Raw genomic sequence first — 12,850 nt, 5'->3', positions numbered from 1 at the left:
TACGTAGAATAACGTATGGTATAAAGATAATATTTGACTGGATATAAAAAAGATAAGGCTCCCTGATCTTCGCAGAGAGCCTTATACTGACTATTCCTAAACCCTTAACCTTTTCTACATGAAAAACTAACTTTTACCCATTTCTGTTCCGGGATTTACTGATTTTTTTAGGGTTAACCTATTATAAATCAGTTGCTTCCTGAATCTGAGTCTCTGTTGACCACAGGTAATTAATTACCCGTTTTGTAAAGTCGGCCTGCTTAATCCAGCGTACCGTTTCGGTGTTTGCCGGTTGCTTAGCCAGTGCTTTTGTTACTTGTGACGCAGCCTCATTAAATTTGTCACGGTCAGCGGCGCTAACGGATAATACTGAGACTGGATTATTATTATATAACGAGACAACCCGCATAAAGTTTTGCCAATCATTTCCCTGGCTGAAAAGCTGCGCTTTTTGTTCAACATAAGCGGCGAATTGCTTTTCTGTGCCATTAACTAGCATTGCGCTTGCCGGCGTTTTGGAAGCCGGGCTATCATCAGTGATGGTGGTAGCCGCGCTTGCCTTGGTGATCATTAATCCTAATCCAAGAATCAGTGATGCAAAGATAACACGCGATTTCATTGTTTTGTTCTATTTTGCTTTTGTTTTGAGAACGCACAAAGGTCCATAGAAGTTTGAAGATTACAAAATCTAAAAACCATGAAATCAGAATAAAATAAAAGTACAAAGCTTTGTTTTGTTGGTATTTTTCTGAATTTTTGACTAAATTATGCAATAAGACAGAATAATATTTTGACTAAAAAAGAGTAATCAGTGCAAAATTTTATTTTAAAAAAAGTGAAAGTTCTTTAAAAAGTTATATCATTGGTTGAAATTATTCATGGCATTTTGTATGCCCATAGTACAAAATGCAAGGATAGCGTCTCCGGCTTTATCTAAATGTTGGGGTAATTCAGCTAATTCGGCTTCCGGAAACTGGCCAAGAACGAAATCTGCCTGACGCCCACGGGCGAAATCATTGCCTATCCCAAAGCGCAGACGGGCATATTGTTGCGTACCCAATACTTCATCAATGTGTTTAAGACCGTTATGTCCGCCGGGAGACCCTTTTGGTTTCATACGTAATTTACCGAACGGTAAGTCTTTATCATCGGTGATAACCAGCAGATTTTCAACCGGAATATTTTCCTGTCGCATGTATGACTGAACAGCTTTACCGCTCAGGTTCATGTACGTAGTTGGTTTGATAAAGAAAAGTTGTTTGCCTTTGTACGACCATTTGGCGGTGTAGGCAAGGCGGTTGAGTGAAAAGCTGAAACCATTTTGGGCCGCTAGCCGATCAAGGACCATAAAGCCCGCATTATGCCGGGTAAGAGCGTATTCGGCACCAATATTTCCGAGGCCAACAAGTAAAAACTTCATGTGTATATGTTTGTCTACGGCGAAAAAATGCAAAAATCGTAATCCTTGCCCTGAAAAACTAACCGCAAACCGCAAACCACAAACCCGTAACTACTATTTTTGATCTATGAACCAACAGCGCCTTATCTTAAGCAGCCCTTTATTAGAGATTGTTATCAGCCGGTTGTGCCAGGAGCTAATCGAGAATCATCAGTCCTTTGATAATACCGTTATTTTAGGCATGCAGCCCCGGGGGATTTATTTCGCTGAACGCGTAAGTCGTGAACTAAGCCGGCTACTGGGAAAAACCATCCAGGTTGGTCGCCTCGATGCCACCTTTTACCGGGATGATTTCCGTCGCCGGGATTCGCCTTTGCGCCCGAATACAACCCAGGTCCCTTTCCTGATAGAAAATAAAAATGTCATTCTGATCGACGATGTACTGGCCACCGGCCGTATGGTACGGGCCGCACTGGATGCCATGACCGCTTTTGGCAGACCACGTAAAGTTGAGTTACTGGTTTTAATTGACCGGAGATATAACCGTGATTTACCGATTAAACCTGACTATACCGGTATGCGGGTAAATACGCTTGAATCGCAGCGGGTACTGGTTGAATGGACGGAGCAGGGGAGCGAAGCCGACCGGATCTGGCTGATCGGCTAAAACATGTCTTCCGGTGGATATGAAGTTGCTGATTGTTTCTGCGTATTGCTTTACCGGAGGCAACTCCCGTAAAGCAATACGCAGAAACAATCAGCAACGTTAAAAACTAGTCGCGGTCATTGCCGCCGGGGCCCTTCATGATGCCGCGCTCCGAGTTGCGTACGAAGTTCACAATCTCATCCCGTTCATCCGAAGGAGGTAGCTCGAGTTCAATGGCACTTAGTGCTTCTGCGTTGTTTAAACCACGCAGATAGATGTAACGGTATATTTCCTGAATCTGGTTAATCTGATCGTTTGTATAACCGCGGCGGCGTAAACCTACCGAGTTAATACCTGCGTAGGTAAGCGGCTCACGGGCTGCTTTCGTAAACGGCGGCACATCCTTGCGAACCAGCGACCCACCCGAAATAAAGGCGTGGGTACCGATCTGTGCAAACTGATGGACAGCGCTGAAGGCACTGATAATACCCCAGTCGCCCAGTGTCACGTGGCCGGCCATCTGTACCGTATTACCGATAATGCAGTTGCTGCCAATCCGGCAATCATGGGCAACGTGTGCATAGGCCATGATCAGGCAATGGGAGCCAATCTCAGTTTTCCAATGTTCTTCGGTGCCCCGGCTAATGGTAGAGTACTCCCGTAAGGTCGTATTGTCACCAATAATGGTCAGGGTATATTCACCTTTATATTTTAAATCCTGAGGGATCGCAGAGACAACAGCACCAGGAAAAATTTTACAATTCTTACCGATACGTGCGCCTTCGTTGATCACGGCATGAGAACCAATCCAGGTTCCTTCGCCAATTTCCACGTCCTTGTGAATAATGGCAAAAGGCTCGATGATAGCATTCGGTGCTACTTTGGCCTCCGGATGGACGTATGCTAATGGTTGAATCATGTTTCTTAGTGGTCAGCAATCAGTGAATCCGTTTGTGGAGTAAACACAGTTTGAAAAACACTGATTACCAGGTTACTTTTTCTTTACCAGACTGGCAATCATATCGGCTTCGCAAACAAGCTGTCCTGCTACGTAACCCCGTCCCTGCATTTTTACGATACCCCGTTTCATCGGCGACGTAAATTCGCAGCGGAAGATAACAGTATCTCCCGGAAGAACATTGCGGCGGAACCGGCAGTTTTCGATACCGATCAGATAGGGCCAGTAATTCTCAGGATCCGGAACCTGGCTCAGTACCAGGATGCCGCCTGTTTGTGCCATCGCTTCAAGCTGCATTACACCCGGCATTACCGGATTACCCGGAAAATGACCCATGAAAAACTGTTCGTTCATGGTCACGTTTTTAATGCCTACCACGCTGGTTTCGTCCAGAGCGATGATTTTATCGATCATCTGGAACGGATAGCGGTGGGCCAGCAGGCCGGATATTTTGCTGATATCCATCACCGGCGGCTGTTTCGGGTCGTACTGCGGAACCTGATTTTGTGCCGTTTTCTGAATCTGTTTTTTTATTTTTTTGGCAAATGCTACGTTAGCGGCATGGCCGGGACGCGCTGCCAGAATCTGTCCTTTAATAGGACGGCCAACCAGCGCCAGGTCACCAACCATGTCCAGCAATTTGTGGCGTGCCATTTCGTTCGGGTAGTGCAGCTCCAGGTTATTCAGGATACCTTCTTTCCGGTTGACGCCTACCTTGGGTTTGTTGAGCAGCGTGGCCAGATAATCCAGCTCGCCTTCTTCGACCTCGCGGTCAACAATGACAATAGCATTGGTCAGATCACCGCCTTTGATCAGGTTCTGTTTGTACAAGGCCTCCAGCTCATGCAGGAAAACAAATGTACGGCAACTGGCAATTTCGTCGGCAAACTGGGTAATATCATTGAGGGTTGCATGCTGGCTGCTGATAACCCGGGAGTTATAGTCAACCATAACCGTTAACCGGTAATCATTTAACGGCAGCGCTGCAATCTCAATATTTTTTTCGGGATTTTGGTAGTGAATGGCTTCGGTTACTTCGAAGTAGTTGCGGTTGGCATTCTGTTCTTCGATACCCGCCGCCAGTAAAGCCTCTACAAATTTAATCGAGCTGCCATCCATGATGGGAGGTTCGGGGCCATCCAGTTGAATCAGTGCATTATCGATCTGCAAGCCAACCAGCGCCGCCAGTGTATGCTCGACGGTATGGACGCGGGCGCCGCTTTGCTCGATCGTTGTTCCGCGCGACAGATCGACGACGTTGTCTACGTCGGCATCGACAATAGGTTGCCCCGGTAAGTCCGTACGCTGAAACTTAAATCCATGGTTCGTCGGAGCCGGAAGAAAAGTCATCGTGGCAGATACCCCCGTATGTAGACCTACGCCCGACACCGAAACGGATTTCTGGATTGTTTGCTGTTTGATATTCATAGCTTAATGATTCGTATCTGAGCAAGGGTTATGGGGTTCAGATACCTAATTTCCGGTCTTTTTTTCTAAACTAAGCAGCCGTCGTTCCATATCAGGCAAACGACGGTACACTACAATAGCACGCATGCTTTCTTTTAGATCGAAAGCAGGTGAACCGTTGAGCGATAAGCCTTCTTCGGTTACCGGCTTCATAACACCCGACTGGGCACCGACTTTAGTTTTACTGGCAATTGAAATATGTCCGATAATACCGACCTGGCCGGCAATAACGCACTGGTCACCAATTTTGGTAGACCCCGAAATGCCGGTTTGTGCCGCAATAACGGTATGTTTCCCGATTTCAACGTTATGAGCAACCTGTACCAGGTTATCTATTTTAGCGCCCTGTCGGATAATAGTTGACCCCATCGTCGCACAGTCGATCGTCGTATTGGCGCCGATGCTTACAAAATCTTCCAGAATGACGTTCCCCAATTGAGGAATTGTCTTATAACTACCGTCGGGTTGAGGAGCAAAACCGAAACCATCGCTGCCAATAACGGCATTCGGATGAATCGTACAATGATTACCGACCACGCAGTTGTCGAGGATTCGGGCACCCGGATGAATAATAGACGAATCACCGATTGTCACATTATCACCAATGTAGGCGTTCGGGTAAATCTTGACGTTTTGGCCGATTTTGCAGTTTTTGCCTATGTAGGAAAACGCACCCCGGTAGATATGCTCACCAGCCTCGCTATTTTCGCCGATGAACGATGGCTGTTCTACGCCGGTACGGCTGTATGAAATAAAGCGGTGATATTCTTCCAGTAACCTTGTAAAAGCAGAATAGGAGTTTTCTACAAAGATTAAAGAAGCTGAAACCGGTTTTTTCGGCTCAAATGTACGGTCAACAATGACTGCCGATGACTGAGTCGTATATAAAAAAGGCTCGTATTTTAGATTGGATAAAAATGAAACACTTCCGGGTGTACCCTCCTCAATCTTCGCTAACGTATTGATTGATAAAGAATCATCACCCTGAACATTTCCATCCAGCAGTGTTGCAATCTGCCTGACTGTAAACTCCATGCTTTTAGAGTAACGCTTACTGACCGTTATTTAGGAACGGTTTTTTTGCCGCTAAGGTAGAGAACAAATAGGATTATTCGGATGTTTATTCGAATAATTTAAAAAAATATTGAACAGGTCCAAAACAATAGTGCTGATGCAGATTGAGGCATGGGAATCAGCTAATTGTCAGCGGCTGAATTCAGGCTTTTGCGCTGCTACTGATAAGTCTGTTAAGTCTTTTGCCCAACAAATGTAGTGGCGGCGTACGATATTGGTTAATGCCTTGATTGTGGGCAGGTCAGACGCATCGGCAATGTCAATAATCTGGCCTGACTTTAGTTTGATATCAATAGTGTCTCCGGAAGGCAAATAACCGGCATTCGTGGCCTGTCCCTGTACCATAAAATACGAAAGCTCCTCATCGGTCAACCCTTGTTTCCTGAGTTGCGATTCAATTTCGCCGAACAACTCAGGTGCAAGCGGCTCTTTTGCTAATACGATTTTATAAAGGTGCCGGTTGACAAGCATGGTACAGATTGTCGACAGAATCCGGTCGCTGTGGGTAGTCCAGGCCTTCAGGCAAAACCAGACGTCGTGATCATCGAGTTGTGTAAATGCCTGCAGATATTCCGGATGCCGGCGAAACCTGCTTAGGGAAATATCTTCAGTCAGAAAGAGCAGAAAGGCAGGGGAGGCCACCAGATCCGTTGCGCCTTGCTGAATCAGGAAGCGGGCGCGCCGGAAAACCTGAATAAGCATCGACTCTGCGCAAATTGACGTCTTGTGCAGATACACCTGCCAGTACATGATCCGGCGCGAATTAAGGAAGTTTTCGATACTCAGAATGCCCTTGGCTTCTACCACCAGCTGATCATCAACCAGATCAAGCATTTTGATAATACGGTCGGCACCGATAGTACCTTCTGCCACACCGGTATAAAAACAGTCGCGGTTGAGGTAATCCATGCGGTCCATGTCGAGCTGACTCGATATGAGCTGGTGAAAAAAGGGCCGTTCATAGGTCCCTTCAAACATCCGGATTGCGAGATCCAGCGTACCGTTCATTTGCCGGTTGAGGTCCTGCATTAACAGAAGTGAAACCGCTTCGTGCGGTACATCGTTGAGCAGGCAGGATTCCAGCACGTGTGAAAAGGGACCGTGGCCGATGTCGTGTAACAAAATAGCGGCCTGGGCGGCCGTGCATTCATCGTCTGAAACCGGATGCCCTTTGCTGCGGAGCGTCTGAATGGCCTCACCCATCAGGTGCATAGCGCCGAGCGCATGATGAAAGCGGGTATGCAGAGCACCAGGGTATACATATTCGGATAACCCCAGTTGTTTGATCCGGCGCAACCGCTGAAAATAAGGGTGCTCTACCAGATCGAACAAAAGTTTATTGGGTATAGTGATAAACCCGTAAACAGGGTCATTCAGTATTTTTCGTTTTATAGATGCTGACATCGGTCAAATTGGCTACCAGGGGGTGCTTCGTTTGTTGATTACGCAGGTTCCCTGTAAAGAAACGGAAAAATAGCCTGCATTCGTTTCTAAGCACCGGAAACGTACTGTTAACAAACCCGTAGTGTGGCAGACCGGTTAACTAATTTTCAGGAATTCTATTTATCCTGTTCGAAAAAAATGTAAATTTGCAGGGCTATGAAGGTATAAACTATAGCAACGGGCTTGTAACTCAGTCGGTTAGAGTGCCTGACTCATAATCAGTAAGTCCCAGGTTCGAGTCCTGGCTGGCCCACACAAAGCGATCCCCGCCGGATTTTTTCGGCGGGGATTTTGTTTTATTTGCCATTCTAAACCTTACTGATATACATACATGAAACTGCATACGATTGATACCGGTCTGTTTAAACTGGATGGAGGGGCTATGTTCGGCGTTGTGCCCAAATCGATCTGGAACCGCCTGAACCCTGCCGACGAACGAAACCTGTGTACCTGGGCATTGCGTTGCCTGCTCATTGAAGAAGGAAACCGGCTGATGCTGGTCGATACCGGTATGGGTAACAAGCAGGATGCTAAGTTTTTCAGTTACTACGACCCGCATGGCGATGCTACCCTGCTGTCATCCATTCGGGCAGCCGGTTATGATGCCGCTGATATTACCGATGTTTTATTGACCCACCTGCATTTCGATCATGTTGGCGGGGCCACCGTACGGGATGGGGCGGCAATCGTGCCTGCCTTTGCCAATGCCACCTATTGGGTGCATGCTGCTCACTGGCAATGTGCTGTACATCCCAACCCGAGAGAGCGCGCGTCGTTTCTGAAAGAGAATCTGCTGCCATTGCAGGAAAGCGGGCAACTCCGGTTTCTGGATGAAACGCCGGTTGGCCTGGCTGGCATACAGACGGAGTTTGTTGATGGCCACACCGAAAAAATGACCCTTCCGCTGATTGAAGTCGCTGGTAAAAAAGTCCTTTTCTGCGCGGATCTGATACCGTCTTCTGCTCATGTACCGCTGCCCTATGTAATGGGCTACGATGTGCGGCCTTTGCTGACTATGGAAGAAAAAGCGCGTTTGCTTGAAAGAGCCGCCGCAGAGCAGTGGGTTTTGGTGTTTGAACATGACCCGATTACGGAAGCCGCTACTGTCGAACATACCGAAAAGGGAATCCGTATAAACGCAAGTGGCCGTCTGGCAGATTTTATCTAAGACTTAAGTTCCTGAAAAACTAAATGATTTGCTTCGTCGTTGCTGGTAATATATACACCTATTACAACAGACAGACATGATTAAGTCTTGCCCATCAATATGAATATAGGCTTAGTTTTATCAGGAGGCGGAGCGCGCGGGATTGCGCATCTGGGCGTCATTAAGGCGTTGCAGGAACAAGGTATAACGGTAAGCCGTGTGTCAGGAACGAGTGCCGGAGCCATTGCCGGGGCGCTGCTGGCCGCAGGCTATCCACCCGACGAAGGGCTCCGGATTATTGAAAGTGCCGGTATCTTCAGGCATTTGCGGCCGGCCTGGAACCGGATGGGGTTGTTACGGATTGATACTGCTTTCCCGATCTATCAGAAATATTTTCCTCATGATTCGTTTGAAGGCCTGAAAATTCCGCTGCATGTCGTAGCCGTTGACCTGAATCAGGGAGAAGTTGTTGAATTTAACAGCGGCGAGCTGATCCGGCCAATTCTGGCGTCCTGTTGTCTGCCCGGTATTTTTGAGCCGATGCTGCTGAACCGGAAACAGTATATCGACGGTGGCATTCTGAATAACATGCCTGTCGAAGTGCTCGAAAACAAAGTTGATCATATCATTGGGTCACATTGTAATCCGGTACAATGGCAGAAGCCCGTTACGTCGATCCGTGGGGTAGTGGAGCGTAGTCTGGTACTGGCCGTACAGAGCAAAACCAAAGATCGTTTTGCCAGATGTAACGTCTTGATTGAGCCACCGGAACTCGCAAAATTCGATGTCTTTGATGTGCGCCGGGCCCGCGATTTGTTCCGGATTGGTTACACATATACTCATTCGATTGACGCGCAGATCAGTAAAATGCTCGCTGCTCCTGCCCGGCAACTTGTGTAGTTTTATTTTTTTTGTTTAAGCCCTGCCCCTCAGTCTTTTAACGCTGAGGGGCTTTTTTATGCCTCTTGGTTACCAGCCTTGTGTCATTTTCTTAACAAATTTCTTGGCTTAAGTATACTTGTGTTTTACTTTCTAAAAGTAGAATATAAATAATTTAATATTACTTAAATCTATAATAGTGTATACTTATAAGTATACTATAGATAAATTTATCGTATAAATACAAAAATTTTAAGTTGTTATATTTTTTTAATTTTTATAATTATTCACATTAAACCGATACAGATAAATTGTATACAAATTGTAAATTTTTGTTTAAATAAAATTGTTACACTAAGTATATTTAATATAATATTTTGTGAACTTCTAATATTGTAGAATAATATATCATTAATTTAATTTTAATCAATTGGTTGTTTTTTTAGGGTGCTCTTCTAAATTTGTAGAAAATTATCTACGTTTTCTTAACCTAATTTTATCTTCATCTATGAGAAAATTTCTACTGGTGAGCTTACTTTTCGTATGCTGCCTCTGGGTTCCGTCGTGGGCGCAGGATAGGAAAATTTCGGGAAAGGTGCTTTCGTCGGAAGACGGCTCGCCGATGCCCGGGGTATCAGTCGTGCTGAAGGGAACGACGAAGGGGACAAACACCGATGCACAGGGTGCCTATACCTTAATGGTTCCGGCCGGTGGCGGAAAATTAATCTTCAGTTTTGTGGGGTCGGCCACCCAGGAGGTGGAAATAGGTAACCGTTCAACACTGGACGTGAAACTGGAAAATGACTCAAAGCAACTGTCAGAAGTTGTCGTTACTGCCGTCGGTATCCAGCGGGATAAGAAAGCGTTGGCCTATGCGGTAACCAACCTGAAAGGCGGCGATTTACAGCAGCGCTCGGAGCCTGACCCGTTGCGGGCATTGTCAGGTAAAGTACCTGGTGTGAACATTACGGCCGGTAACGGAGCACCCGGTGCCGGTACACGGATTACCATTCGCGGTAATAACTCATTTACCGGTAATAACCAGCCCCTGTTTGTTGTCGATGGTATTCCTTTTGATAACTCGGTAAACGCCACACAGGGCTACAACCAGAATACCGTAGCCACCAACCGTGCGTACGACATTGATCCGAACAACATCGAGACAATGACCGTATTGAAAGGGGCGGCCGCATCGGCACTTTATGGTTCACGGGCCGCTAACGGCGTTATCGTGATTACGACCAAGTCAGGTAGCAAGTCGGCCCGTAAAGGCCTGGAAGTAAGCTATAACTCTTCGTATTCAGTCGAGAAGATTTCATCACTGCCGGATTATCAGGATACCTATACGCAGGGATCGAACCAGACATACAACGGTGGGTTTATCGGTAACTGGGGAACGGTATTCCCGGCAGAGGTTGACCGGATCAATGCACAGCTGGGTTTCGAGCGTTATTCAAAAGTAATCGACCCTGATTTCCCCGCCGGTACAATCCCTCATCCGTTGGTTGACCAGACTGTTTCATATGGCTATGCCCGCTATCCGTCGGCTTTCCCTGAACTGGTTCAGTCAAACGGCCGTGGTATTGCCGTACCACTTGTCCCTCATGACATTATCGGCGGCTTTTTCCGTACGGGTAAGGTAATGGAAAACGGGATTCAGATTAATTCTACAGGCGATAAAACATCACTGAACGCATCGGTATCACGAACCAAAAACGACGGTATCATTCCAAACTCGTTTACAGAACGGACTACCTTAAGCTTCGGTGGCAATGCTACGCTATCCAACAAACTGAACGTGGCAGGTAGTGTGGCCTATACCAACACCAATCAGCAAAGCCCGCAGTCAGGCGCCGGTTACTATGCTGACTACGGCGGACTGGCTTCTGCCGGTTCGATCTACAGCCGTCTGTTCTACCTGCCGCGTAACTATGATCTGATGGGCTATCCGTTTGAAAACCCGGTTGATGGCTCAAACGTATTCTACCGTGCCCTGGATAACCCGCTCTGGACGGCCAAGTATAACTTGTATAATTCGACCGTTAACCGGATCTATGGCAACATGACGTTGAACTACGACGTTACGCCATGGTTGAATCTGACAGCACGGGGGGGGATCAATACGTATTCTGAAACGCGTAAGAACGTAGTTCGCCCGGGTGGTACGTTTGTCCCGCTCGGTCAGGTAATACGTCAGGATCTGACACGTACGGAGGTTGATTTCACGTTTCTGGCAACGGCTCAGCATGATTTCTCTGAAAAAATCAGCACAAAGCTCCTGGTTGGTTTCAACCCGAACCAGCGTAGCTATACCGAGTCGGCTGTTAGCGGTGCACCGGTCATTGATCCGAACGTATTGACGATTGGCGGTACGCTGAACCAGACGTCCGGTGATTATAAGAGCATGCGCCGTTTATATGGTCTCTTCAGCGAATTTACATTCGGCTATAACAACATTGCCTTCCTGACGGCATCGGTTCGTAATGACCACTCGTCGACGCTGCCTAAAGCAAACAACAGTTATTTCTATCCGGCTATTTCAGGTTCATTCGTGTTTACGGATGCCTTCAACCTGCCTAAAAATATCCTGAACTTCGGTAAGCTGCGTGCTAACTATGCAAAAGTGGGTAAGGATGCTGATCCGTATCAGGTATTTACGGCTTATAACCTGAACCGTACTTTCTACAATGGTACGGCGATTTCAACAGCGAGTTTGCCAAGTCAGCTGAACAATGCCGTATTAAAACCGGAGTTTACGGCTGAGGTAGAATTAGGTGCTGAACTTCAGTTCTTCAACAACCGGATTGGTCTTGATATTGCCCACTTCGACCGCGTATCTACTGACCTGATCGTAACGCGTGAATTACCACGGACAACCGGTTTTGCAACAGAAGTAACGAACGCGGGTAAAATCTCTAATAAAGGATGGGAGGTAGGTTTGACACTGATACCGGTTAAAACGGCCAGCGGGTTTACATGGACATCATTCGGCGCGTTTACCCGTATCCGCTCAAGAGTAGAAGATGCAGGTCCTGGCGGTGAAATCTTTATCGGTGGTACGGGGCTGACGTCACTGGGTACTATTTTCCGGAATGGTATGCCGTATGGTCAGATCATTGGTTCGGTCAACGCCCGCGACGATCAGGGTAACCTGCTGATCAACCCGACGACAGGTCTGCCAATCCGTGCGGCTAAATCAGCCATCATTGGTGATCCGAACACGAAATACACTATCGGCTGGACAAATACATTCACCTACAAAAATTTCAACCTGAACGTCCTGATTGACTATAAGGCTGGTGGTAGTCTGTTCTCCAGCACAGCGGCTTCCCTGTTGCTCCGTGGTCAGTTGAAAACAACTGAAGACCGCGAAGGTATGCGGGTTATTCCGGGTGTGTTAGGTGATCCGGCAACGTACAAGCCGCTGGTAGGTGATGATGGCAAGCCCATCAAGAATACCATTGCCATGTCGGCATTCCAGTACCATTTTACAGATGGGTACGGGGCTTATGGCGCGGATGAGGTAAACATTTATGATGCGTCAGTTATCCGTCTGCGCGAGGTTTCTCTTGCCTACAGCGTGCCTAAAGCTTTCCTGCGGAAATACGCGAAAGTGCTTGGTAGCCTGAGCCTTTCACTGTCAGGACGTAACCTGTGGTTTAAGGCCCCAAACATGCTGAAAGGCCTGAACTTCGATCCGGAGGTATTGTCAAACCTGTCTGACTCAAACATCCAGGGCTTTGACCTGGGCGTTGCCCCTTCGACACGTCGTTTCGGTATCAACCTGAACGCATCATTCTAAATTATGTGCAGTGTGAGCTTGACTGTGTGAATGTA

10 protein-coding genes and 1 tRNA gene are annotated in these 12,850 nt (G+C 47.1%); 5 read left to right on the top strand and 6 right to left on the bottom strand.

The features are described from left to right. Positions 1-181: 181 nt before the first annotated feature. The gene (locus BLX24_RS12380) at positions 182-619 is read right to left on the bottom strand and encodes a hypothetical protein (RefSeq protein WP_071503452.1); all 438 of its coding nucleotides are present in this window, start codon (positions 617-619) and stop codon (positions 182-184) included. A 240-nt stretch (positions 620-859) separates the two neighbouring features. Beyond that, positions 860-1,420 (bottom strand): aminoacyl-tRNA hydrolase, encoded by a 561-nt coding sequence (pth, locus tag BLX24_RS12375; protein ID WP_071503451.1) that lies wholly within the window; start codon positions 1,418-1,420, stop codon positions 860-862. Between the two features lie 106 nt (positions 1,421-1,526). On the opposite strand from pth, the gene pyrR reads away from it, so the two are divergent. After that, a complete protein-coding gene (gene pyrR / locus BLX24_RS12370; RefSeq protein WP_071503450.1) occupies positions 1,527-2,066 on the top strand; it encodes a bifunctional pyr operon transcriptional regulator/uracil phosphoribosyltransferase PyrR in 540 nt (179 codons plus the stop codon). Positions 2,067-2,172: 106 nt separating this feature from the next. Here pyrR and lpxA read toward each other — a convergent pair whose 3' ends face one another. From lpxA to BLX24_RS12350, 4 genes are all read right to left on the bottom strand, one after another. Beyond that, positions 2,173-2,964: an acyl-ACP--UDP-N-acetylglucosamine O-acyltransferase gene (gene lpxA / locus BLX24_RS12365; protein ID WP_071503449.1), complete on the bottom strand. Its 792-nt coding sequence runs from the start codon at positions 2,962-2,964 to the stop codon at positions 2,173-2,175. Between the two features lie 72 nt (positions 2,965-3,036). Then, positions 3,037-4,431 (bottom strand): bifunctional UDP-3-O-[3-hydroxymyristoyl] N-acetylglucosamine deacetylase/3-hydroxyacyl-ACP dehydratase, encoded by a 1,395-nt coding sequence (locus tag BLX24_RS12360; protein WP_071503448.1) that lies wholly within the window; start codon positions 4,429-4,431, stop codon positions 3,037-3,039. A 45-nt stretch (positions 4,432-4,476) separates the two neighbouring features. Then, on the bottom strand, positions 4,477-5,505 hold the full coding sequence (lpxD, locus tag BLX24_RS12355) for a UDP-3-O-(3-hydroxymyristoyl)glucosamine N-acyltransferase (RefSeq protein ID WP_071503447.1): 1,029 nt from the start codon (positions 5,503-5,505) through the stop codon (positions 4,477-4,479). Between the two features lie 168 nt (positions 5,506-5,673). Continuing rightward, positions 5,674-6,948: an HD domain-containing protein gene (locus tag BLX24_RS12350; RefSeq protein ID WP_071503446.1), complete on the bottom strand. Its 1,275-nt coding sequence runs from the start codon at positions 6,946-6,948 to the stop codon at positions 5,674-5,676. A 218-nt stretch (positions 6,949-7,166) separates the two neighbouring features. On the opposite strand from BLX24_RS12350, the gene BLX24_RS12345 reads away from it, so the two are divergent. From BLX24_RS12345 to BLX24_RS12330, 4 genes are all read left to right on the top strand, one after another. Beyond that, positions 7,167-7,240 (top strand) — tRNA-Ile (locus tag BLX24_RS12345). A 78-nt stretch (positions 7,241-7,318) separates the two neighbouring features. Continuing rightward, on the top strand, positions 7,319-8,155 hold the full coding sequence (locus BLX24_RS12340; RefSeq protein ID WP_071503445.1) for an MBL fold metallo-hydrolase: 837 nt from the start codon (positions 7,319-7,321) through the stop codon (positions 8,153-8,155). A gap of 99 nt (positions 8,156-8,254) precedes the next feature. After that, on the top strand, positions 8,255-9,034 hold the full coding sequence (locus BLX24_RS12335) for a patatin-like phospholipase family protein (protein ID WP_071503444.1): 780 nt from the start codon (positions 8,255-8,257) through the stop codon (positions 9,032-9,034). Positions 9,035-9,521: 487 nt separating this feature from the next. Then, a complete protein-coding gene (locus BLX24_RS12330; RefSeq protein ID WP_071503443.1) occupies positions 9,522-12,815 on the top strand; it encodes a SusC/RagA family TonB-linked outer membrane protein in 3,294 nt (1,097 codons plus the stop codon). Positions 12,816-12,850: the final 35 nt, after the last annotated feature.

Origin of the sequence: Arsenicibacter rosenii (assembly GCF_001870735.1) — a bacterium.
GTDB classification, from domain to species: Bacteria; Bacteroidota; Bacteroidia; order Cytophagales; family Spirosomataceae; genus Arsenicibacter; species Arsenicibacter rosenii.
This window is presented reverse-complemented; position numbering and strand designations above follow the sequence as displayed.

Coding starts and splice junctions, on each gene's coding strand:
- lpxA (WP_071503449.1), bottom strand. CDS start 2,964: ATGATTCAACCATTAGCATACGTCCATCCGGAGGCCAAAGTAGCACCG.
- BLX24_RS12340 (WP_071503445.1), top strand. CDS start 7,319: ATGAAACTGCATACGATTGATACCGGTCTGTTTAAACTGGATGGAGGG.
- BLX24_RS12380 (WP_071503452.1), bottom strand. CDS start 619: ATGAAATCGCGTGTTATCTTTGCATCACTGATTCTTGGATTAGGATTA.
- BLX24_RS12350 (WP_071503446.1), bottom strand. CDS start 6,948: ATGTCAGCATCTATAAAACGAAAAATACTGAATGACCCTGTTTACGGG.
- BLX24_RS12360 (WP_071503448.1), bottom strand. CDS start 4,431: ATGAATATCAAACAGCAAACAATCCAGAAATCCGTTTCGGTGTCGGGC.
- pth (WP_071503451.1), bottom strand. CDS start 1,420: ATGAAGTTTTTACTTGTTGGCCTCGGAAATATTGGTGCCGAATACGCT.
- BLX24_RS12330 (WP_071503443.1), top strand. CDS start 9,522: ATGAGAAAATTTCTACTGGTGAGCTTACTTTTCGTATGCTGCCTCTGG.
- BLX24_RS12335 (WP_071503444.1), top strand. CDS start 8,255: ATGAATATAGGCTTAGTTTTATCAGGAGGCGGAGCGCGCGGGATTGCG.
- lpxD (WP_071503447.1), bottom strand. CDS start 5,505: ATGGAGTTTACAGTCAGGCAGATTGCAACACTGCTGGATGGAAATGTT.
- pyrR (WP_071503450.1), top strand. CDS start 1,527: ATGAACCAACAGCGCCTTATCTTAAGCAGCCCTTTATTAGAGATTGTT.